22 protein-coding genes are annotated in these 22,201 nt (G+C 66.7%); 17 read left to right on the forward strand and 5 right to left on the reverse strand.

Annotation, left to right across the window (positions count from 1 at the left end; genetic code table 11):
* The first annotated feature begins 268 nt into the window (after window positions 1–268).
* The 10 genes from NYR58_RS02885 to NYR58_RS02930 all read left to right on the forward strand — a co-directional run bounded on the left by NYR58_RS02885 (window position 269) and on the right by NYR58_RS02930 (window position 9,830).
* Window positions 269–1,123, forward strand: a complete 855-nt coding sequence (locus NYR58_RS02885; RefSeq protein WP_261518966.1) for a PaaX family transcriptional regulator C-terminal domain-containing protein — start codon at window positions 269–271, stop codon at window positions 1,121–1,123.
* Window positions 1,124–1,280: 157 nt separating this feature from the next.
* Window positions 1,281–2,486 carry a 3-oxoadipyl-CoA thiolase gene (pcaF, locus tag NYR58_RS02890; protein WP_261518967.1) on the forward strand — a complete coding sequence of 402 codons (1,206 nt, stop codon included), beginning with the start codon at window positions 1,281–1,283 and terminating at the stop codon, window positions 2,484–2,486.
* Between the two features lie 22 nt (window positions 2,487–2,508).
* Entirely contained in the window at window positions 2,509–3,501 is a 993-nt protein-coding gene (paaA, locus tag NYR58_RS02895) for a 1,2-phenylacetyl-CoA epoxidase subunit PaaA (protein ID WP_261518968.1), read from the forward strand.
* A gap of 53 nt (window positions 3,502–3,554) precedes the next feature.
* Window positions 3,555–3,839, forward strand: coding sequence for a 1,2-phenylacetyl-CoA epoxidase subunit PaaB (gene paaB / locus NYR58_RS02900; protein ID WP_261518969.1), 285 nt, complete (start codon window positions 3,555–3,557; stop codon window positions 3,837–3,839).
* Window positions 3,839–4,639: a 1,2-phenylacetyl-CoA epoxidase subunit PaaC gene (gene paaC / locus NYR58_RS02905; protein ID WP_378074526.1), complete on the forward strand. Its 801-nt coding sequence runs from the start codon at window positions 3,839–3,841 to the stop codon at window positions 4,637–4,639. Before paaB ends, paaC begins: the two co-directional genes overlap by 1 nt.
* Before the next feature lie 6 nt (window positions 4,640–4,645).
* Window positions 4,646–5,167: a 1,2-phenylacetyl-CoA epoxidase subunit PaaD gene (gene paaD / locus NYR58_RS02910; protein ID WP_261518970.1), complete on the forward strand. Its 522-nt coding sequence runs from the start codon at window positions 4,646–4,648 to the stop codon at window positions 5,165–5,167.
* Between the two features lie 31 nt (window positions 5,168–5,198).
* Window positions 5,199–6,278 (forward strand): 1,2-phenylacetyl-CoA epoxidase subunit PaaE, encoded by a 1,080-nt coding sequence (gene paaE / locus NYR58_RS02915; RefSeq protein WP_261518971.1) that lies wholly within the window; start codon window positions 5,199–5,201, stop codon window positions 6,276–6,278.
* A 22-nt stretch (window positions 6,279–6,300) separates the two neighbouring features.
* Window positions 6,301–7,053 (forward strand): Phenylacetic acid catabolic protein, encoded by a 753-nt coding sequence (locus tag NYR58_RS02920; RefSeq protein WP_261518972.1) that lies wholly within the window; start codon window positions 6,301–6,303, stop codon window positions 7,051–7,053.
* 78 nt (window positions 7,054–7,131) lie between these two features.
* Window positions 7,132–9,201, forward strand: coding sequence for a phenylacetic acid degradation bifunctional protein PaaZ (paaZ, locus tag NYR58_RS02925; protein ID WP_261518973.1), 2,070 nt, complete (start codon window positions 7,132–7,134; stop codon window positions 9,199–9,201).
* Window positions 9,201–9,830: an acyltransferase gene (locus NYR58_RS02930; protein ID WP_261518974.1), complete on the forward strand. Its 630-nt coding sequence runs from the start codon at window positions 9,201–9,203 to the stop codon at window positions 9,828–9,830. Before paaZ ends, NYR58_RS02930 begins: the two co-directional genes overlap by 1 nt.
* Here the strand turns inward: NYR58_RS02930 and NYR58_RS02935 are convergent.
* The 4 genes from NYR58_RS02935 to paaG form a co-directional block, all read right to left on the reverse strand.
* A complete protein-coding gene (locus NYR58_RS02935) occupies window positions 9,814–10,413 on the reverse strand; it encodes a TetR/AcrR family transcriptional regulator (protein ID WP_261518975.1) in 600 nt (199 codons plus the stop codon). The genes NYR58_RS02930 and NYR58_RS02935 overlap by 17 nt on opposite strands.
* Before the next feature lie 119 nt (window positions 10,414–10,532).
* Complete coding sequence (gene paaK / locus NYR58_RS02940; RefSeq protein WP_261518976.1) at window positions 10,533–11,843, reverse strand: phenylacetate--CoA ligase PaaK; 1,311 nt, start codon at window positions 11,841–11,843, stop codon at window positions 10,533–10,535.
* A gap of 27 nt (window positions 11,844–11,870) precedes the next feature.
* A complete protein-coding gene (paaI, locus tag NYR58_RS02945) occupies window positions 11,871–12,320 on the reverse strand; it encodes a hydroxyphenylacetyl-CoA thioesterase PaaI (protein WP_261518977.1) in 450 nt (149 codons plus the stop codon).
* An 11-nt stretch (window positions 12,321–12,331) separates the two neighbouring features.
* Entirely contained in the window at window positions 12,332–13,120 is a 789-nt protein-coding gene (paaG, locus tag NYR58_RS02950) for a 2-(1,2-epoxy-1,2-dihydrophenyl)acetyl-CoA isomerase PaaG (RefSeq protein ID WP_261518978.1), read from the reverse strand.
* A gap of 104 nt (window positions 13,121–13,224) precedes the next feature.
* On the opposite strand from paaG, the gene paaN reads away from it, so the two are divergent.
* From paaN to NYR58_RS02985, 7 genes are all read left to right on the forward strand, one after another.
* Window positions 13,225–14,874 carry a phenylacetic acid degradation protein PaaN gene (paaN, locus tag NYR58_RS02955; protein ID WP_261518979.1) on the forward strand — a complete coding sequence of 550 codons (1,650 nt, stop codon included), beginning with the start codon at window positions 13,225–13,227 and terminating at the stop codon, window positions 14,872–14,874.
* Window positions 14,875–14,908: 34 nt separating this feature from the next.
* Entirely contained in the window at window positions 14,909–16,054 is a 1,146-nt protein-coding gene (locus NYR58_RS02960) for an ABC transporter substrate-binding protein (RefSeq protein ID WP_261518980.1), read from the forward strand.
* A 69-nt stretch (window positions 16,055–16,123) separates the two neighbouring features.
* Window positions 16,124–16,996, forward strand: coding sequence for a branched-chain amino acid ABC transporter permease (locus NYR58_RS02965; RefSeq protein WP_261518981.1), 873 nt, complete (start codon window positions 16,124–16,126; stop codon window positions 16,994–16,996).
* Entirely contained in the window at window positions 16,996–17,955 is a 960-nt protein-coding gene (locus NYR58_RS02970; RefSeq protein ID WP_261518982.1) for a branched-chain amino acid ABC transporter permease, read from the forward strand. Before NYR58_RS02965 ends, NYR58_RS02970 begins: the two co-directional genes overlap by 1 nt.
* On the forward strand, window positions 17,952–18,731 hold the full coding sequence (locus tag NYR58_RS02975) for an ABC transporter ATP-binding protein (RefSeq protein WP_261518983.1): 780 nt from the start codon (window positions 17,952–17,954) through the stop codon (window positions 18,729–18,731). Before NYR58_RS02970 ends, NYR58_RS02975 begins: the two co-directional genes overlap by 4 nt.
* Window positions 18,718–19,419 carry an ABC transporter ATP-binding protein gene (locus NYR58_RS02980; protein ID WP_261518984.1) on the forward strand — a complete coding sequence of 234 codons (702 nt, stop codon included), beginning with the start codon at window positions 18,718–18,720 and terminating at the stop codon, window positions 19,417–19,419. Before NYR58_RS02975 ends, NYR58_RS02980 begins: the two co-directional genes overlap by 14 nt.
* Before the next feature lie 2 nt (window positions 19,420–19,421).
* Window positions 19,422–21,386 carry a 3-hydroxyacyl-CoA dehydrogenase NAD-binding domain-containing protein gene (locus NYR58_RS02985; protein ID WP_261518985.1) on the forward strand — a complete coding sequence of 655 codons (1,965 nt, stop codon included), beginning with the start codon at window positions 19,422–19,424 and terminating at the stop codon, window positions 21,384–21,386.
* A 556-nt stretch (window positions 21,387–21,942) separates the two neighbouring features.
* On the opposite strand, the gene NYR58_RS02990 is transcribed toward NYR58_RS02985, so the two are convergent.
* Window positions 21,943–22,164: a PIN domain-containing protein gene (locus tag NYR58_RS02990; protein ID WP_261518986.1), complete on the reverse strand. Its 222-nt coding sequence runs from the start codon at window positions 22,162–22,164 to the stop codon at window positions 21,943–21,945.
* Window positions 22,165–22,201 lie beyond the last annotated feature (37 nt).

The following is a 22,201-nucleotide window of genomic DNA, read 5'->3' on the forward strand; positions in this document are numbered from 1 at the left end:
CCAAAGGTGGCATCGACCCCAAAACCGCGAGTGCCGCAGTCTGCTGCAAGGCGGGCGGGCGAGGCCCTGAGGCGCGGAAGCCCTGCCGTATGGCGGCCAGCGCTCTTTGCCCGCTTGGGCGGCGCTCGCCAACCACGGGCGCCCTTGGCACATCACGGTCCGCAGCAACGCCGGGGGCGCCTTGCCGAAGGGATTGCGCGCGGGCCGGCCGCGTTGCACAAGACCCTTTTCCCGGCTCTTATGGCGAGGATTGCAGACGGTGGGGAACATGCCGCAGGACAGGATGACCGAGCGTCGGTTGATCGACGGAATCCTCGAAGGAATGGCATTGCGCTCGGCCGCGTTCATCGTGACGGTCTATGGCGATGTGGTCGTGCCGCGTGGCGGCGTCCTGTGGACGGGCACGCTGATCGAGGTCTGCGAGCGCGTGGGCATCAGCGAAACGCTGGTGCGAACCGCCGTCTCGCGCCTCGTCGCAGCCCAGCGGCTGCGGGGCGAGCGGCTTGGACGGCGCAGCTACTATCGGCTCGATGCCTCGGCCAGGAAGGAGTTCGAGCAGGCGGCGGGGATGCTCTATGGCGCCGAGGTGCCGTCGCGCGGCTGGCAGATTCTCCATGCTCCCGGAATTGGCGAAGACGAGGCCCGCCGCCAGCGCATGGGCCACATGGGCGGGGCGGTCTTCATCCGTCCCGATCGTGGCCAGCCGGCACCCGAGGGCGCGCTGCTGTTCCGTGCCGCAGACCCGGCCGAACTCGACAGGATCGGCCGCTTCTGGGATCTTTCGGCGCTGCACCAGCGATATGTGGATATGCTCGCGCGGTTCGCGCCGCTCGCGCAGGTGGGTGCTGCGCTGTCGGACGAAACCGCGCTGATCGCCCGGCTGCTGCTGGTGCACGACTATCGCGGCGTGTTGCTGCGCGACCCGCGCCTGCCGCAGGCCGCCCTGCCGCCGGACTGGAAGGGGCACGAGGCGCGGGCGCTCTTCCGCAGCCTCTACCGGCAGCTTTCCCCCGCCGCCGAGCGCTGGATCGGTGCCCATTTCGTGGGCAGCGACGGCTTTCTGCCCGAAAGGACCGCCGAAAGCGAGGCGCGGCTGGCAAATCTCACCCTCGCCGCCGCCTGACCCACCGCTTTTCTCGCTCCCGTCCTTATTTCACATGCCAAAACATCACGAAAAATGCAAAATTACCACTTTCTTTGTGATGCTTTTGGGTGTATAAATCGACCAATCGGTCGGCGAATTGAGGAGTGCCGACCCTTTGCGCCAACAGGGAGAGAGCATGCAGGACGCCTTCATCTGTGATGCGGTGCGCACGCCGATTGGTCGATATGGCGGGGCGCTGGCCCCGATCCGGGCCGACGATCTGGCGGCCCTGCCGTTGAAAGCGCTGATGGAGCGCAATCCGGGCGTGGATTGGTCGGCGGTCGATGACCTGATCTTCGGCTGCGCCAATCAGGCGGGCGAGGACAACCGCAATGTCGGTCGCATGGCCGTCCTGCTGGCCGGCCTGCCGATCGGCGTGCCGGCGACCACGGTGAACCGGCTTTGCGGCTCGGGCATGGACGCGGTCGGCATGGCAGCCAGGGCGATCAAGGCGGGCGACTGTGACGTCGTCATCGCCGGCGGCGTCGAGAGCATGACCCGCGCCCCCTTCGTGATGCCAAAGGCGGAGACTGCCTTCTCGCGCAGCAATGCGGTCTACGACACCACCATTGGCTGGCGCTTCGTGAACCCGGTGATGAAGGAGAGGTTCGGCATCGACTCCATGCCGCAGACCGCCGACAACGTTGCCGCCGATTTCAACATCAGCCGCGAGGATCAGGACGCCTTCGCCGCGCGCAGCCAGGCCCGCTGGGAGGCTGCGCAGAAGGCCGGCCTCTTCCGCGACGAGATCGTGCCCGTCACCATCCCGCAGAAGAAGGGCGAGCCCGTCATCTTCGATACAGACGAGCATCCGCGCCCCGGCACCACCGTCGAGACGCTCGCAAAGCTCAAGGGCGTCAATGGTCCCGACCGGACCGTGACCGCAGGCAATGCCTCGGGTGTCAACGACGGGGCCGCCGCATTGGCGATCCTGTCGGGCCAGGCCGCGCAAAGGCAGGGCTTGACGCCCAAGGCGCGCATCGTCGCCATGGCGGCGGTGGGAGTCGAGCCGCGCATCATGGGCATCGGCCCGGCACCGGCCGCCAAGAAGGTGCTGGCGCGTGCCGGGCTGACCATCGGGCAGATGGATGTAATCGAGCTGAACGAAGCCTTCGCCAGCCAGGCACTGGCCACCCTGCGCGAGCTCGGCCTGCCCGACGATGCTGCCCATGTGAACCCGAATGGCGGCGCCATCGCGATGGGCCATCCGCTTGGCATGTCGGGGGCGCGGCTTGTGACGACGGCGATGTACCAGCTGCATCGCACCAGGGGGCGCTACGCGTTGTGCGCCATGTGCATCGGCGTCGGACAGGGCATCGCCGTCATCATCGAACGCGTGTGACCCGAAAGGGGGAGAACCAGCCATGTATGCCCAACTTGTGAAATCGGAAGGGGTGAAGTCCCGCGAGGACATGAGCCCCGAGGAGCTTGCCTTTCAGGAGCGCATCGATCGCGGCGAGAAGATCGAGCCCAAGGACTGGATGCCGGAGGGCTATCGCAAGACGCTGATCCGCCAGATCGGCCAGCACGCCCACAGCGAGATCGTCGGCCAGCTGCCGGAGGGCAACTGGATCACTCGCGCCCCCACGCTGGAGCGCAAGGCGATCCTGCTGGCCAAGGTGCAGGACGAGGCCGGGCACGGGCTCTATCTCTATTCGGCCGCCGAGACGCTCGGCGTCTCCCGCGACGAGCTGACCGAGCTTCTGCATGCCGGCAAGATGAAGTACTCGTCGATCTTCAACTATCCGACACTGACCTGGGCCGACATCGGCGCGGTGGGTTGGCTGGTCGATGGGGCGGCGATCATGAACCAGGTGCCGCTGCAACGCACCTCCTACGGCCCTTACTCCCGCGCCATGATCCGCATCTGCAAGGAAGAATCCTTCCACCAGCGCCAGGGCTACGCCATCATGATGAAGATGGCGCAGGGCACGCCCGAGCAGAAGCGGATGGCCCAGGATGCGCTGAACCGCTTCTGGTATCCCGCGCTCATGATGTTCGGCCCCTCCGACAAGGACTCCGTGCACTCCGCGCAGTCCATGGCCTGGAAGATCAAGATCAACACCAATGACGAGTTGCGCCAGAAGTTCGTCGATCAGACGGTGCCACAGGCGGAATATCTGGGCCTGACCATCCCCGACCCGAAGCTGAAATGGAACGAGGAAAAGGGCGGCTACGATTTCAGCGAGCCGGATTGGACCGAGTTCTTCGAGGTCATCGCCGGCAATGGCCCCTGCAACAGGGACCGGCTCGCCGCCCGGGTGAAAGCCTGGGAGGACGGCGCCTGGTTCCGCGAGGGACTGATGGCCCACGCCGAGAAGGCCGCAGCCCGCCGCGCCCCGGCTGCCGCCGAGTAGTGCGCAACCCAAAGCCAGCCGCGCCCGCGCGCGCTAAGTTCAGGGAGAGACAAATGTCCAAGGAATGGCCGCTCTGGGAGGTTTTCATCCGGGGCCAGCACGGGCTCAACCATCGCCATGTCGGCAGCCTGCACGCGCCCGATGCCGAAATGGCGATCATGAACGCCCGCGACGTCTATACGCGCCGCAATGAAGGCGTGTCGATCTGGGTGGTGCGCTCCAGCGACATCACCGCCTCCAGCCCGTCGGACAAGGGGCCGCTGTTCGAGCCGTCGAACGCCAAGATCTATCGCCATCCGACCTTTTTCGACATTCCCGAAGACGTGGGGCACATGTGATGTCGTCGCTGCCTGAGATGACCCATGCCGCTGCAACGGACCGCGTGTCGCGCGAGGCCCTTTTCGAGGGGCTGCTGCGCATCGGCGATTCCGCCCTCATCCTCGGCCATCGCGTGTCCGAATGGTGCGGCCACGCGCCGGCGCTTGAGGAGGACATCGCGCTGGCGAATGTGGCGCTGGACCTGATCGGCCAGACCCAGCTCTGGCTGGAGCTTGCCGGAACGGTGGAAGGCAAGGGCCGTTCGGCCGACGATCTGGCCTATCTGCGCGATGCGTGGGACTTCCGCAACCTGCTCATCTGCGAGCGCCCGAACGGTGATTTCGGCCACACGCTGATGCGCCAGTTCCTGTTCGACGCCTATCACCACGAGCTGCTCAAGGGGCTGAGCGCCTCCTCGGATCCACGCGTGGCCGAAATCGCGGCCAAGGCGGGCAAGGAGGTGGCCTATCATCTGGAACGCTCCTCCGATCTGGTGGTGCGGCTGGGCGACGGAACCGAGGAAAGCCATCGTCGCATGCAGGAGGCGCTGGAGGCGCTATGGCCCTATACCGGGGAAATGTTCCTGCGCGACGACAAGGATGCCGAACTGGCCGACGCCGGCATCGCGCCCGATCCGGCCAGCCTGCGCCCGGCGTGGGAGCGGACCGTGCGCGAGGTAATGACCGATGCCACGCTGCAGGTCCCGGACAGCACCTTCGCCCACAAGGGCGGCAAGCAGGGCATCCACAGCGAATATCTGGGCTATATCCTGGCCGAGATGCAGTTCCTGCAGCGGGCCTATCCGGGCGCAAGCTGGTGACGTGTCATGGTTGCGGCAACGCGTCCCAGCGAGGAGCAGATCTGGGCCTGGCTGTCTGAACTGCCAGACCCCGAGATCCCGGTGATCAGCCTGACCGAGCTCGGCATCATCCGCAGCGTCGAATGGCAGGACGACACGCTGGTCGTGAAGGTCACGCCCACCTACTCCGGCTGTCCGGCGACCAGCGTCATCAATCTGGACATCGAGACCGCGTTGCGCCGCCGGGGGGTTCGCAAGCTGCGCCTGGAGCGCCAGTTGACCCCGCCCTGGACCACCGACTGGATCAGCGCCGAGGGCCGCGAGAAGCTGCGCGCCTACGGCATCGCGCCGCCCGTGGACGGCACCGCGGCGGACGGGGTGGCGGCCGGGCGCATCGCTCGGATGACCGGCGCGAGGGTGACCGTCGCCTGCCCGCGCTGCGGCTCGACCGACACCGAACGGATCAGCCAGTTCGGCTCGACGCCCTGCAAGGCGAGCTATCGCTGCCAGGACTGTCTGGAACCCTTCGATTACTTCAAATGCATCTGAGAATGCGCTCCGCTTCAGGAAGGACATCCAAATGGCACGCTTCCATCCGCTGAAGGTCATCGACGTGCGCCGCGAGACGCGCGACGCCGTGGTCGTCACCCTGGAGCCGCGTGACGAGGACCGTGCGCTGTTCGGCTTTACCCAGGGGCAATATCTGACCTTTCGCCGCAATTTCGACGGCGAGGAGCTGCGCCGAAGCTATTCGATCTGCGCCGGCGTCGACGAGGGCTGTCTGAAGGTGGGGATCAAGCGCGTCGAGGGCGGCGCCTTCAGCACCTGGGCGAACGAGAACCTTGCGCCCGGCGACGAGATCGAGGCGATGCCGCCCATGGGCAAGTTCCATACCGAACTCGACCCCGAGGCAGAGAAACACTATCTGGCCATCGCCGCCGGCTCGGGCATCACGCCGATACTGTCGATCATCAAGACCGTGCTGGCGCGCGAGCCGAAGTCGCGCCTCACCCTGGTCTATGCCAACCGCCAGGTCAGCTCGATCATGTTCCGCGAGGAGCTGGAGGATCTGAAGAACCTTCACCTCGGCCGGTTTTCGGTTCTGCACGTTCTCAAGGCCGAGGCACAGGAGATCGAGCTGTTTACCGGCCGCATCGACGCCGAAAAGATGGCGGCGCTGTTTCGGCACTGGATCGACCCCGCGACGATCGACACCGTCTTCATCTGCGGTCCCGAAGCGATGATGCTGAGCGTCGCGGCCAGCCTGCGCGAGCACGGGCTGCGCGATGATCAGATCAAGTTCGAGCTGTTCGCCAGCAGCCAGCCGGGCCGCGCAAAGGTGCGCCCCGTCCCGCGCGCCGAAGCGGCACGCGCCGGCAACGGCGTGGCCGCCACGGTGACGCTGGACGGGACCACCCGCAGCTTCCAGATGCCCTGCGAGGGCGAAACCATCCTGGATGCCGCGCTCGCCAACGCCATGGACGCGCCCTATTCCTGCAAGGCCGGCGTCTGTTCGACATGCCGCTGCAAGGTGCTGGAGGGCGAGGTCGAGATGGCGGTCAACCACGCGCTCGAGGATTACGAGGTGCGCGCCGGCTACGTGCTGAGCTGCCAGGCCCGTCCGATCAGCGACCGCGTGGTCGTGAGCTATGACGAATGATCCGCAGGGCAGGGAGAAAGCCATGTCCGACCGCATGAACATCGAGGACTATCTGGCGCAGGGCGGCGTGTTGAGCGCGCCCGACAATGTCCCCGCCCGCTATCGCGGCGAGCTTCTGCGCCTCATGTCGTCCTTCGTGGACAGCGAGCTGGCCGCCTCGGCCGGCTTCGCCGGGGCGATCAACTTCGCGCCCGGCATCAAGGAACGCATCGCCGCCAGCCGCATCACCCTCGAAAAGGCCGATCATGCCGAGCGGGTGCTGCAGGTGATGGCCGATTTCGGCACCGACATGGCGCGCTACCAGGCCAGCCACGACTGGGCGGCCCGGGTGGCGCGCGACGCCGATCTGGGTGCTGCCCGCCGGCTCGGCGACATGCGGCTGTCGGTCTTTCATTATCCGATCGTCGGCTGGACCGACGCCGTCGTCATGAACGTGCTTCAGGGACTGGCGACCGGCATCCAGATGAGCGAGCTGACCCGCGTCTCCTATGGTCCGCTGGCCGAGGTGTTCCGCAAGATCGCCCCGCGCGAGGCACGCCACGCCGAACTGGGCCTGGAAGGGTTGGCACGGATCGTGGCGACGGATTCGGGGCGCGAAGAGGCCCGGCAGGCCGTCGCCTATTGGCAGCCGCGCGTGGCGGCGGGCTTCGGCCTCACCAACTCGGCCCGCTACGAGACGCTGGCGCGCTTTGGCCTGCGCCACAGCCCCAACGAGGTGCTGCTGTCGCGCTGGGAAGCGTTGACTGCGCAACATCTGGCCGCGCTCGGCCTGTAATCGGCACCGGCGGCCCCACATGTCAGCAAGCTGCAGACAGGCCCGCCATCCCATGACGAAAGAACCAGGGAAACGAAGATGACCAGTCCGCGACGTCTTGAAAGCTATGTCTGTGGCCGCTGGGTCCCCGCCAGCGCCCAGGGCAAGACTCTCTGCGATGCCGCAACCGGCGAGCCCGTCGCCGTGATCGATTCCTCCGGCATCGATTTCGCCCGCGTGCTGGCCCACGGACGCGACGTGGCAGGACCGAAGCTGCGTGCCATGTCCTTCCACCAGCGCGCGGCCATGCTCAAGGCGCTGGGCCTGGCACTGATGGCGCAGAAGGAAGAGTTCTACGCCGAAAGCCTGCACACCGGTGCCACCCGCGCCGACGGCTGGGTGGACATCGAGGGCGGCATCGGCACCATGCTCACCTTTGCCTCCAAGGGGCGGCGCGAATTGCCGAACACCCGGGTGCTGTTGGATGGCGATGTCGAAAGGCTGTCCCGGGACGACACGTTCAGCGCCCAGCACATCCTGACGCCCCTGCAGGGCGTTGCAGTGCACATCAACGCCTTCAACTTCCCCGTCTGGGGCATGCTCGAAAAGATCGCCCCGACGCTTCTTGCCGGCGTGCCCTGCGTGGTCAAGCCCGCCAGCCAGACCGCCTACCTCACCGAGCTGACGGTGCGGCGCATCGTGGAGACCGGAATCCTGCCTGAGGGCGCCCTTCAGCTCATCTGCGGGTCTGTGGGCGATCTCCTGGATCATCTGACGGAGCAAGACGCCGTGACCTTCACCGGCTCGGCCGCAACCGGGCGCAGGCTTAAAACCCATCCGGCCATCGTCGCCAATTCGGTGCGCTTCACCATGGAGGCGGACAGTCTGAACGCCGCGATCCTCGGCCCGGATGCGGTGGCGGGCACCCCGGAATTCGATCTGTTCGTGAAGGAAGTGGCGCGCGAGATGACGGCCAAGGCCGGGCAGAAATGCACTGCCATCCGCCGGGTCATCGCGCCGCGCGCCCAGCTTGACGCGCTGGTTGCAGCGCTCGGCGACCGGCTGGCGGGAACCGCCGTCGGCTTGCCGGGAGACGAGGGCACCCGTATGGGGCCGCTGGCCAGCCTCGAACAGCGCGAGGAGGTGCGCGCCCGCATCCGCGACCTGCAGGCGGTGGCCGAGATCGTCTCGGGCAATCCCGATGTGGTGCATCTGGCCTCGGGCGATGCCGCGAAGGGGGCCTTCCTCAATCCGGTGCTCTTGTATGCGGGCAAGCCCTTCGAGGCCGCGCCCGTGCATGAGATCGAGGCCTTCGGTCCGGTCGCGACCGTCATGCCCTATGACGATCCGGGCGAGGCGGTGGCGCTTGCACGGATGGGCAGGGGCTCGCTGGTCTCCTCGGTGTTCACGAACGATCCGAAGGCCGCCGAGGAGCTGGTTCTGGGCCTTGCCCCCTTCCATGGGCGGGTGCTCATCGGCAACCGTGCCTCGGCCAAGACATCGACCGGCCATGGCTCGCCCCTGGCGCCGCTCGTCCATGGCGGGCCGGGCCGGGCCGGCGGCGGCGAGGAGATGGGCGGCATGCGCGGCGTCAAGCACTACATGCAGCGGACGGCCGTCCAGGGCGCGCCGGCGCTGCTGTCGGCCGTCACCGGGCGCTGGGTACCGGGCGGCGAGGTGAACCGGGATGTGCACCCATTCCGAAAGTCGCTGGCCGAGCTGCGCATCGGGGATCAGCTCATCACCGACACGCGCACCGTCACGCGCGAGGATGTCGAGCACTTCGCCCATTTCACCGGCGACACCTTCTATGCCCACATGGACGAGGCGGCGGCCAGGGCGAACCCGTTCTTCGACGATCGGGTGGCGCATGGCTATCTGGTGGCCAGCTTCGCCGCCGGCCTTTTCGTCGAGCCGAACCCCGGCCCGGTGCTGGCAAATTACGGGGTCGACAATCTGCGCTTCCTGACGCCAGTCTATTTCGGCGACACGCTTCAGGTGCGCCTGACCTGCAAGGAGATCAACCCGCGCGAGAATGCCGATCACGGCGAGGTGCGCTGGGACTGCCAGGTGACGAACCAGAAGGGCGACGTGGTGGCGCAGTACGACGTGCTGACCATGGTGGCCAAGACGTGGCCTCCAGAATCGCCGGAGGAGGCGGCACGGTAATGCGCCCCTCAAGCCGCATCTATGCCTGGGACGGCATCGTGCCGGTCGTGGATCCGGCCGCCTTCGTCCATCCGGAGGCCGTGGTGATCGGCGACGTGATCGTGGGGGCGGGCGTCTATGTCGGCCCCTGCGCCGTGCTGCGCGGCGATTTCGGCCGCATCGTGCTGCGTCCGGGCTGCAACGTGCAGGAGACCTGCGTGCTGCACTCCTTTCCCGGCAAGGATGTCGTGGTCGAGGAAGAGGGCCATATCGGCCATGGCGCGGTGCTGCATGGCTGCCATGTCGGCCGCAACGCCATGGTCGGCATGAACGCTGTGGTGATGGACGAGGCGGTGATCGGAGAAAACACGATCGTCGCCGCCATGGCCTTCGTGAAGGCCGGGGCGCGGATCGCGCCGAACAGCCTCGCCGTCGGCTCTCCGGCCCGTGTGGTGCGGGCGCTTTCGCCCGAGGAAATCGACTGGAAGCGGCGCGGCACCGCCGTCTATCGGCAGCTGGCGCTTGAAGCGCGGCAGAAGCTCCGCCCGGCCGAGCCGCTCGCGGCGCCCGAGCCGGACCGTCGCCGGGCCGAGGCGCCGCGGTACGATCCGCTGCCGCTGGCGCGGACAGACTTCACCGCACGGCCTTGATGCCTTCCAGGATGAGGGTCGTGGCGATCTCGGCGTAGTCCTCGCGCGTGATGGGGCCGCCCTCGCGGAACCACATGTAGACCCAGTTCATCATGCCGAAAAGCGACATGGTGACCGGGGTCAGCAGCGGGCGTTGCGGATTGTCGAGGCCAGGGTTGATCTCGCGCAGGATGGCAGCAAAGCGGCGCACGATGCGCCGCTCGACGGCCAGGATCTTGGCCCTCATATCCTCCGGCAGGGCCGGGGTGGCGCTCAGCTGCACCTTGTGGTGGTTGTCGGCGCCGCGATAGCGGTCGAGAACGGTGCCCACCAGCCGGCGCAGGCGCTGCTGCGGGGGCAGGCGCGGGTCGTCAGCCTCCTCGATGGCAGCGTCAAGCTCCTCCAGATGGGTGAAGACGATGGCGAAGATCAGCGCATCCTTGCTGGGATAGTAGTGGTAGAGCAGCGCCTTCGACATCTGGCTGTGCGCCGCGATCTGCGCCATGGACGCCTTTTCCATGCCAAGTTCGGCAAAGACTGCGGCGGCCTTGTTCAGAAGGTCGCGCTGCTTTTCCTCGAAATCGGCTGCCCGTGTCCGCGCCATGCCATCCTCTTGTCGTCCGTTTGCCCGCAGCCGGGATACGGGAAGGGGTCAGGGGGCGATCAGCCCCCGCCGCCTTAAAGGGTTGCGACTGCACGTGGTGTCGGTGTCGCGATGCGGAATCATGTCTTCGGTCGATTGTCAACCACCCGCCTGGCCTTGCCCTCGGAGCGGGCGATGGCGCCGGGATCCTTCACCTCGATGCGCGTCGACACGCCCACCACGCTCTTGATGTGATGAGCCAGTTCCCGGGCGGAATGGGCGCGGGCTGCCTCGTCCGCCATCTCCGGCGCGCATTCGACATGGACGGTCATGCTGTCCAGGCGCCCCGAACGGGTCAGCTCGATCTGGAAATGCGGGGCAAGACCCTTGCATTTCAGGATCTGCTCCTCGATCTGGGTCGGGAAGACGTTGACGCCGCGCAGTATGATCATGTCGTCGCTGCGCCCGGTGATCTTGTCGATCCGGCGCATGCTGCGCGCGGTGCCGGGCAGAAGCCGGGTCAGGTCCCGGGTGCGGTAGCGCACCATCGGCAACCCTTCCTTGGTCAGCGTGGTGATGACCAGTTCACCCGTCTCGCCGTCGGGCAGCACCGCTCCAGTCGCCGGGTCGATGATCTCGGGATAGAAATGGTCTTCCCAGATGTGCAGTCCGTCCTTGGTCTCGACGCATTCCATGGCGACGCCGGGCCCCATGATCTCGGACAGCCCATAGATGTCGACGGCGTGCATGTCGAAGGCGTCCTCGATCTCCCGCCGCATGGCATTGGTCCAGGGTTCGGCGCCGAAGATGCCGATCTCGAGGGAGGATTGGCGCGGGTCGAGCCCCTGACGGCGGAACTCGTCCAGGATCGACAGCATGTAGCTCGGCGTCACCATGATGATGCGCGGCCTGAAATCGTTGATCAGCGTCACCTGCCGCTCGGTCATGCCGCCCGAGATCGGCACCACGGTGCAGCCCAGCCGCTCGGCTCCGTAATGCGCGCCCAGCCCGCCGGTGAACAGGCCATAGCCATAGGCCACGTGAACCATGTCCCCCGGCCGCCCCCCGGCGGCCCGGATCGAGCGGGCGACGAGGTCCGCCCAATGGTCGATGTCGGCCTGGGTGTAGCCCACCACCGTCGGCTTGCCGGTGGTGCCGGACGAGCCGTGAATGCGCACCAGCTTCGATTGCGGCACGGCGAACATGCCGAAGGGGTAGGTGTCGCGCAAATCCTGCTTGGTGGTGAAGGGGAACTTCGCGATGTCCGCGAGCGACTTCAGGTCTTCGGGATGGACATCATGTTCGATGAAGCGGTTGCGGTAGAAGGGCGAGTGGTTGAAGGCGTGTTTCAGCGACCGCTTCATGCGGTGGAACTGCAACGCCTCGATCTCGTCGCGCGAGGCGGTCTCGATCGGGTCCAGCTCCTTCTTGTCCGGTGTCAGTGGATGCATGGTTTCCTCCCTTGCGATGCGGTGCGGTCAGGATTCGACCGGCAGGTGGGTGCCTTTGACGGTGCGGGAATGGCCGCGGAACTCGGCCATATGCACACCATCCTGATTGATCACCCGGACGTCGTAGATGCCGGAGCGGCCGCGGCGCGAAACCTCGCGCGCAACGGCTGTCAGCCGGTCGCCGATGCGGCCGGGGACCAGATAGGTGATCGAGCAATGCTGCGCGACGGCAATCTGGTTGTAGCTGTTGCAGGCAAAGGCAAAGGCACTGTCGGCCAGGGTGAAGATGTAGCCGCCGTGACAATTGCCATGGCCGTTCGACATCGCCTCCGTCACCGTCATGGAAAGCGTCGCTTCGCCCGGGGCGATATGGTCGAGGCTCATGCCCAGCCGCTGGCTGGCAGAATCGTCATTCCACATCGCCCGCGCCGAGGCTTCGGCGAGTTCCTGAGGCGCCATGTCGGATACGGGTTTCATGGCAGCCGCCCTCATCGTCCCTTGAAATGCGGCTTGCGCTTTTCCAGGAACGCCGCCACACCCTCGGCATAGTCGGCGCTGCGGCCGGCCTGGCGCTGGCAGTCCCGTTCCAGATCGAGCTGCGCGTCAAACCCGTTGGTGGCGGCATGCTGTATCAGCCGCTTGGTCAGCCCCAGCCCCACCGTCGGCCCGGCGGCGAGCGATTTCGCCATCGCCATCGCCTCATCCATCAGGCGCTCGTCCTCCACCGCTTTCCAGATCAGGCCCCATTCCGCCGCCTTTTCCGCGCTCAGCGGCTCGGCGGTCAGGGCGAGCGCCTTGGCGCGCGGCTCGCCCAGAATGCGCGTCAGCAGCCACGAACCGCCGGCATCCGGCACCAGCCCGATCTTGGAAAAAGCCTGGACGAATTTCGCGGATTTTGCCGCCAGAACGATGTCGCAGGCGATGGCGATGTTGGCGCCGGCCCCCGCAGCCACGCCATTGACCGCGCAGACCACCGGCTTTTCCAGCGCGCGGATCAGCCGCAGCGAAGGATTGTAATAGGTCTCCAGCGTATGGCCGAGATCAACCGCCTCGCCGCCCTTGCGCGGGTCGCGGTCGCCCAGATCCTGCCCCGCGCAGAAGCCACGGCCGGCGCCTGTCAGAAGCACCGCACGCACCTTGGCATCGTCATGGGCGCGCTGCAGGCCCGCTCTGAGTGCCAGATGCATGTCCGTGTTGAAGGAATTCAGCTTGTCAGGGCGATTGAGCGTCAGCGTCAGAACGCCATCGGCCAAGGCCTCCAGCACAGTCTCCGTCATGCGATAACTCCCTTGCTCCGGTCGTCCGGGAGGTTTTGAAAATTTTTGTTGCATAAACCGACCGGCCGGTCAATGATAAAGCTGCGAATTGAGGGGAGAATGCCGTGACAGGGTTTTTCGACCGCCATCTGCCGCTGTTGGAGGCTGCGCTGCAGGCTGTGCGCGAGCGCGGGTTCTGGAGCCCGTTTCCTGAAATTCCAAGCGGCAGGATCTATGGCGAGACCGCGCGGGAAGAGGGCGAGGCCGCCTTCCGGGCGCTGTGCGGGGGCGTCTTCGCCCTGCCCGGCCATCCGAATGAGGCGCTGCGCGGCAGCGAGACATCCCCCCATGGCGGAGCGCTGGAAATCCGTTATCCGGCGGCTGATCCGCAAACGCTGATCGCGGCGGCGCAGAAGGCACAGGCTGCCCTCGCCCAGGCCAGCCCCGAGGCCAGGGTGGGGGCCTGCCTCGAAGCGCTGGTGCGGCTCAATCGCATGAGCTTCCTGATGGCCCACGCCACCATGCACACCACTGGCCAGGCTTTCGCGATGGCCTTTCAGGCGGGCGGACCCCATGCGCAGGACCGGGGCCTTGAGGCGGTCGCCATGGCCTGGGACGAGATGACCCGCTTTGCCCGGCAGGCGCGCTGGGAAAAGCCGCAGGGCAGGGCGGGGTCGATCACGCTCGAAAAGCACTGGTCGATCGTGCCGGCGGGCCTTTCCCTGTCGATCGGCTGCAACACCTTTCCGACCTGGAATTCCTATCCCGGCCTGTTTGCCAGCCTGGCGACCGGCAATCCGGTGATCGTCAAGCCGCATCCTGCCGCCATCCTGCCCCTGGCGCTGACGGTGCGCTGCCTGCGCGAGGTTCTGGTGGAGGCGGGCCTGCCCGCCGATGCGGTGCTGCTGGCGGTGGACGAAGCGGGCGCCGAGATCACGCAGGAACTGGCGATCCACCCGGCGGTGCGGCTGATCGACTACACCGGCTCCGGTGCCTTTGCGGATTGGCTGCGCGAACATGCCGGACAGGCGCGGCTGTTCACCGAAGAGGCGGGTGTCAACACGGTCGTCATCGCCGCGACGGATGATTTTGCCGGCATGTGCGCCAATCTGGCGTTTTCGCTGGCGCTTTATTCCGGGCAGATGTGCACCGCGCCGCAGAACATCTATGTGCCCGAAAGCGGGATCGACACCGATCAGGGCCACAAGAGCTTCGAGGAGGTGGGTGCTGCGCTCGCCGCGGCCATCGACGCGCTGCTGTCCGATCCCGATCGCGCGGCCGGCATCTGCGGCGCCATCGCCAACCCGGCGACGCTGGAGCGTGTCCGCCAGGCGCGCCGGCTCGGCCGGGTGGTCCGCGACTCTGCGCCGCTGGGGCAGGGGCGCACCGCGACGCCGCTGCTGGTGGCTGTGCAGGACGGCGATCCGGCCTGCGAGAGCGAGTGTTTCGGCCCCATCGCCTTCCTGGTCGCGGCGAAGGATGCCGATACCGCGATTGCCCGCGCTTGTGATCTTGCGCGCCGCAAGGGCGCGATCACCGCAGCACTCTACGACCGGGACGAAACGCGCATTGCCGGCGCCGTCCGGGCCTTTGCTGCGGCCGCCGTCAACCTGTCGGTCAACCTGACCGGCAACATCTATGTCAACCAGTCGGCAGCCTTCAGCGATTTCCACGTCACCGGGGCCAACCCGGCGGGAAACGCCTGCCTGACCGACACCGCCTTTGTCGCCAGCCGGTTCACACGCGCCATGTGGCGCCGGCCGGTGGCGGCCTGATCCACCGCAACCAGCCTCTGGGAGGAGCCAAACCATGAAGAAGACCCTTGCAACGACTGTTCCAGCGGCGCTGATCGCCCTCGGCCTGGCCTCTGTCGCCAGCGCCGAGATCAAGATCGGCGCTTCGGTTTCCGCAACCGGCCCTGCTGCCTTTCTCGGCGATCCCGAGGCCAAGACGCTGGAGATGCTGGTCGAGGAGATCAACGCCAAGGGCGGCATCAATGGCGAGAAGATCGAGCTCGTGCTCTACGATGACGGCGGCGACCCCAACAAGGCGCGCACCTTCGCCACCCGGCTGATCGAGAATGACGAGGTGCAGGCCATCATCGGCGGCAGCACCACCGGCACCTCCATGTCGATCCTTTCGGTGGCCGAGGACGCCGAGATTCCCTTCATCTCGCTCGCCGGCGCCATCGACATCGTCCAGCCGGTCAAGCCCTACACCTTCAAGACGCCGCATACCGACCGCATGGCCTGCCAGAAGATCTTCGAGGACATGCAGAAGCGCGGTATCGAGACGATCGGCATGATCTCGGGCACGGACGGCTTCGGCGCCTCGATGCAGGCCCAATGCAAGGACGTGGCCGGCGAATACGGCATCAAGATCGCCGCGGACGAAACCTATGACCCGAAGGACGCCGACATGACGGCGCAGCTCACCAAGATCCGCAACACCGAGGGCGTTCAGGCGGTGCTGAACCCGGGGTTCGGCCAGGGCCCCGCCATCGTGACCCGCAACTATCGCCAGCTCGGCATCGAGCTGCCGCTCTACCAGTCGCACGGCGTTGCCTCCGACGGCTTCATCGAGCTGGCGGGCAAGGATGCGGTCGAGGGTGTGCGCCTGCCGGGCACAGCGCTTCTGGTGGCCGACCTGCTCGCCGAGGACGATCCGCAGAAGCCGGTCGTGATGGCCTACAAGACCGCCTACGAGGAGAGGCACAACGAACCCGTCAGCACCTTCGGCGGCTATGCCCATGACGGTTTCGCGCTGCTCGTCGATGCCTTGACCCGTGCCGGCTCGGCAGAGCCCGAGGCGATCCGCGACGCGCTCGAAGCGACCTCGGCACTGGTTGGCACGACCGGTGTCTACACCATGTCGGCGGAAGACCATCTGGGGCTCGACCTGTCGGCCTTCCGCATGCTCGAAGTCAAGGGCGGAACCTGGTCCCTCGTCGAGTAAGAGCCGCGCGGTCCCCGTCGCCGGGGACCGCTTCCGCCCGCTGGCACGATCCGGCCGGAGAGCCTCGGCATGTCTGAACTGCTGCAATTCCTGTTCTCGGGACTGACGGTGGGCGCGGTCTACGCGCTCGTCGCACTCGGCTTCACGATCATCTACAACGCCTCGGACGTGGTGAACTTCGCGCAGGGCGAATTCGTCATGCTCGGCGGCATGATCACATGGTTCGCCTATCAGGCGGGCCTGCCGCTGCCGCTGGCAGCCCTCGTCGCCATCCTGGCCACAGCGGCCCTGGGTGTGACGCTCAACAAGCTGGCCATCGAGCCTGCACGCGGCGCGCCGGTGGTGTCGCTCATCATCATCACCATCGGCGCTTCGGTTTTCATCCAGGGCGCCGCGCAACAGGTGTTCGACAAGCAGATCCACAGCTTTCCCGCCTTTTCCGGCGACACGCCCCTGCGGGTTCTGGAGGCGACCATCCAGCCGCAGAGCCTGTGGGTGATCGGCGGCGCGCTCGTCGTGTTTGTCGGCCTGTGGCTGTTCTTCACCCGCACGCTCATCGGCCGGGCCGTGCTGGCGACCTCCAACAACCGCCTGGCTGCGCAGCTTGTCGGCATCAACACGAACTTCGTGATGACCTTGTCCTTCGCTCTGTCGGCAGGGATCGGCGCGCTGGCGGGCGTGCTGGCCACGCCGATCACGCTTACCGCCTACAATGTCGGCATCGGTTTCGCGCTCAAGGGCTTCGCCGGCGCCATGCTGGGCGGCATGGGCAATCCGAAGGGCGCGCTGGTCGGAGGCTTCCTGATCGGGCTCATCGAGGCCCTTACGGCAGGTTACCTGTCTTCCACCTACAAGGAGGCGGTCGCCTTCGTGGTGATCCTGCTCGTCCTGTTCTTCATGCCGCAGGGCCTGTTCGGCAGCAAATCGACGGAGCGGGTCTGATGCCGAGACTGTCCGCCAAATCCGCCACGCTTCTGGTGCTGGCCGCGCTTGTCGTGGTCTCGCCCCTCTTCTTCCCCTCCGGCTACTATTATCGTGTCGGGGCGCTGATCTTCGTCAACGGGCTGGCCGTGACCGGCATCGTCATCCTGACCGGCTATGCCGGGCAGATCAGCCTGGGCCATGCCGGCTTCGCCGGCATTGGCGGCTATGCCTGCGCGCTGGCGCCTGTGCATCTGGGCCTGCCTCCCGCCCTTGCGGCGGTTCTGGGCGTGCTCATCTCCGGTGCCCTGGCCTATCTCGTCGGCCGACCGATCCTGCGGCTCAAGGGCTACTATCTCGCCGTTGCAACGCTGGGCTTCGGCATCCTCGTCTCGATGGTGCTGAACAACGAGCGCCAGCTCACTGGGGGCCCCGACGGCATCATCGTGCCCGACCTCGGCCTGCGCGGACTTCTGAAGGATTGGGGGCTCAACATCTCCAACGGCGAGTTCTGGTACTTCTTCTGCGGCATTGCCTTGCTGATCGGCGCCTGGATCGCGCTGAACCTGCGCCAAAGCCCGACCGGACGGGCGCTGCGCGCCCTGCATGGCTCGGAAATCGCCGCCCAGACGGTCGGAATCGATGTGGCGCGGCTGAAGCTGCAGGCCTTCGTGATATCGGCGGTCTATGCCTCGGTCGCCGGCTCGCTGCTGGCGCTGCAGAACAAGTTCATCACCCCGGATGTGGCCGGCTTCATGCATTCGATCGAGATGGTGACCATGGCCGTGCTGGGCGGTGCCGGCTCGGTGCTGGGTGCGATCCTCGGGGCGGGCGTGCTGACGCTTCTGCCGCAGGTGCTTACCGTTTTCGCGGAGTTCGAGCAGCTCGTCCTCGGCCTGGTGATGATGCTGATGATGATCTTCCTGCGCGAAGGACTGCTGCCATCGCTGCTGCGCAAGCTGAGGGGGCGTGACGAATGACGCTGCTTTCGATCGAGGGACTGGGCATCGCCTTCGGCGGCATCAAGGCGGTTCACGATGTCAGCTTGAAGGTGGATCCCGGCGAGATCGTTTCGATCATCGGTCCGAACGGCGCTGGAAAGACCACGCTGTTCAACATGATCTCCGGCATCTATCAGCCGGATTCAGGCTGCGTGCTGCTGGAGGGCGAGGACGTCACCGGCATGGCACCGTTCCGCCTGGCCAGCCGCGGCATGTCGCGCACCTTCCAGAACCTGCAGATCTTCCAGAACATGACGGTGCTGGAGAACGCCATAGCAGGCTTCCACCTGCAGGAGCGGGGGGCGGTGCTGGCCGATCTTTTGCACCTGCCGTCCTCGCGCCGTCGAGCGCGGGCGGCGGAAGCGGGGGCGCGTGCACTTCTCGCCCGCGTCGGGCTGGAGCGCGCCGCAGACCGCGAGGCGGGAAGCCTGTCCTATGGGTCGCTCAAGCGGCTGGAGATCGCCCGGGCGCTGGCGCTGCGGCCCAAGGTGCTGCTGCTCGACGAGCCTGCCGCCGGCTGCAATGCGGTCGAGACCGAGGAGATCGACCAGCTCATCGCCGAAGTCGCCGCATCCGGCGTCGCCATCCTTCTGGTCGAACATGACATGAAGCTGGTCATGCGCATCTCCAGCCATGTCGTGGTTCTGGACCAGGGCGAGAAGATTGCCGAAGGCGCGCCCGCAGAGGTCAGCCGCGACCCCGCGGTGATTGCCGCCTATCTGGGGAGCGAGGAGGCTGCGCATGCTGACGGTTGAGGGACTGCGCTCGCGATACGGGCGCATCGAGGTGCTGCACGGTATCGACCTGCATGTGGATTCCGGCGAGATCGTCACCGTCGTCGGCGCCAATGGCGCAGGCAAGACCACGCTCCTGCGCTGCCTGTCCGGGGTGCAGCCCCTGTCGTCCGGCACCATCACCTTCCGCGGTGAGCCGCTGCACCTGGTGCCCGCCTACCGGCGGCTGGCGCGCGGCCTGGCCCATTCGCCCGAGGGGCGGCAGATCTTCACAAACCTGACGGTCGAGGAGAACCTGCGCCTTGGCGCCTTCCTCTACACCGACGAGCGTGTGGAGAAGGACATGGACGACGCCTTCCAGATGTTTCCGATCCTGAAGGAAAAGCGGAACCTGGTCGCCGGCGGGCTTTCGGGCGGGCAGCAGCAGATGCTGGCCATGGCGCGGGCGCTGATGGGCCGGCCGTTCTGCCTGCTGCTCGACGAGCCCTCGATGGGTCTGGCCCCGATCGTCGTGCAGCAGATCTTCGAGGTGATCAGCGGCCTGAAGGCGCTCGGTGTCACCGTGCTCCTGGTCGAACAGAACGCCTTCGGCGCCCTGAAGATTGCCGACCGCGGCTATGTCATGGAAACCGGCCGCATCACCATGCAGGGGCCGTCCGAGGAACTGATCAGCAACCCGCGCATCCGCGAGGCCTATCTGGGACTGTGAGCATGTCTGTCATCGCCATCGAGCACGAAGGGGACATCGCCGTTGTCAGCGTGGACAACCCGCCCGTAAACGCGCTGAGCCAGGCACTGCGGCAAGGTCTTTGGGACGCGGTGGGGGCGCTCGATGTCGATCCCTCGGTCGCGGCGGTGGTGCTGATCTGTGCCGGGCGTACCTTCATCGCCGGGGCCGACGTGAGCGAGTTCGGCAAGCCGCCGCAGCCGCCGCACCTGCCCGATCTGGTGGCGCGGATCGAGGGCGCGCGGAAGCCTTGGGTGGCGGCCATCCACGGCTCGGCGCTCGGTGGCGGCTTCGAGGTGGCGATGGGGTGCCGCTTCCGCCTGGCCGCCCCTGATGCCTCGGTGGGCTTTCCCGAAGTGACGCTTGGCGTCGTTCCCGGCGCGTCGGGTACGGTGCGCACGCCGCGCCTGGCCGGAGCCGAACTGGCGGTGGAACTGGTAACCTCCGGCCGCCCGATGGGTGCTGCCGGCGCGGCCCGCGCCGGCCTCATCGACGCGGTGATCGAGGGCAGCCTGCGCGACGGTGCCATCGCCTTCGCGCGGCAGGCGCTGACGCGGCCTTTGCCCGCACCGGTCTCGGCCCGTGCCGTCACCGCCCCCGATGCCTCGTTCTGGAGCGAAAAGGAAAAAGCCGTCGCCAGGGCGGCCCGCGGCGCGACAGCGCCGCTGCGGGCGCTTGCATGCGTGCGCAAGGGCGTCGAGGCATCCTTTGGCGAGGCCATGGCCTTCGAACGCGAGACCTTTCTCGAACTGCGCGGTTCGGAAGAGGCGGCGGCGCTGCGCCATGTGTTCTTCGCCGAGCGCGCCGCACTGCGCCCTGCCGCGCTGCGCGATGTCGAGCCGCTGCCGCTCCGCCGTGCCGCGGTGATCGGCGGCGGCACCATGGGCGCAGGCATCGCCGCCGCCATGCGCGAGGCCGGCCTGCCCGTCACCCTGGTCGAACGCGACGCAGAAGGGGTGGCGCGCGGTCTCGACACCCTGCGCGGCATCTTCGCCGGCAATGTCCGGCGCGGCAGGCTGAGCGAGGCGCAGGCCGAGGCGCTGGTGCGCGGCGTTACCGGAACGACGGACCATGCCAGCCTTGCCGAGGCCGATCTGGTGATCGAGGCGGTGTTCGAGGATATCGACGTCAAGCGGGCGGTGTTCGATGCGGTTGGCCGGGTCTGCCGCCAGGATGCGGTGCTGGCGACCAACACCTCCTATCTCGATCCGCGCTCCATCGCCGAGGGTCTTCCCGGCCCCGAGCGGTTCATCGGCCTGCATTTCTTCAGCCCGGCCAATGTGATGAAACTTCTCGAGATCGTGCCCACCCCGCAAACCTCGCTACGCACCCTGGCTACGGGCTTTGCCGTGGCGCGGCTTCTGAAGAAGATCCCGGTGCGTGCCGGCATCTGCGAGGGCTTCATCGGCAACCGTATCCTGAAACTTTATCGTGCCGGCGCCGAGGCGCTGGTCCGCCAGGGCATTCCCATCGCCGAGATCGATGCTGCAATGCGCGACTACGGCTTTGCGATGGGTCCGTTCGAGGCACAGGATCTGGGCGGGCTCGACATCGCTTTCCTGCAGCGGGAGGGCGCGCGGGCAGCCGGGCGGCATGTGCCCGAAACGCTGGGCGACATTCTGGTGCGCGCCGGCCGCAAGGGGCAGAAGACCGGCGCCGGCTGGTACGACTATGTTCCGGGCGAGCGTCGGCCGCAGCCCTCGCCGGCGGTGGCAGAACTGCTCGCCGGGGAAATCATCGCCAAAACCTCCATGAGCCGCCGGGCAATTGCCGAACATCTGGTCGCCGAGATGGCGGCCGAGGGGCGGGCGATCCTGGAGGAGGGCATCGCCGAAAGCCCCGCCGCCATCGACCTCGTCGAGATTCACGGCTACGGCTTTCCGCGCTGGCGCGGCGGCCCGATGTTCGCCACCGGAATGCGCGGCAATGCAGGGCCTCGGGGCGCCTAGTTGTGCGATCCCAACAGATGGTGCCCATCTGTTTCGACAAGTCAGCCCACTGGGTGCCGGAAGGTCTGCGGCGGAGCATGTTGAGCATGGCGTGGCGGATCATGGCTGAGGGCCAGCTTCTGTTGGGGGGTGAATAACGTTATGCGGCAAAATACGAAGGGACGAGCTGCGGGCCATTGACAGCGCGTCCACTACGTAGATGCATATTCTTACCGCTACGCACCGGGACAAGGGTTCGATCCGCTGATTGTAATCCACTGCGAAGGATTCGAGGTACGCGCTGCACCCATCGGGGAGGGATGTGGCATTTCGGTTCATCCCGGTCGACAGGGGGCCCCTTGCTTTGGGGATGTCCGGGTTCGTTTGTTTCAAGCCGAAATTCATCGCAGGTGTCTCATCGGCTTCGGAAAGGGCCAAGGCCGGAGATCCGCCATACAGACTTTCCAAGCGGCACGCGGAAGCACTGCTAGAGGGACATCGAGGCTGTGCCGACGACGGTGGAGCGGTTGGCGCGCAAGCTGAACGAGGAGCTGGCGGCGAATGGTGGCCCCGGGTTTCACGGCTTGATCTTCTCGATCAGGGTGACGCCGGGCAGTCCTTCGAAATGCGTGTCGCAGGTCAGAAGCGTGGCGCTCCGTGCACGGGCGGTTGCGAAGATGATGGCGTCGGTGATCGCCAGCCTATGCTCCCGGCAGGCCTCTGCCGCCGCCGCGGCTGCCGAGTTGTCACGGTGCGCTCCGATCCTGTCGGTCAGCGCGGCGGTCATCCAGATGCTCATCCCCGGGCCGGTCTTCCCGATCGGCATTTTCGCCCCG

Origin of the sequence: Chelativorans intermedius, from assembly GCF_025398255.1 — a bacterium.
In the GTDB taxonomy this organism is placed as follows: Bacteria; Pseudomonadota; Alphaproteobacteria; order Rhizobiales; family Rhizobiaceae; genus Chelativorans; species Chelativorans intermedius.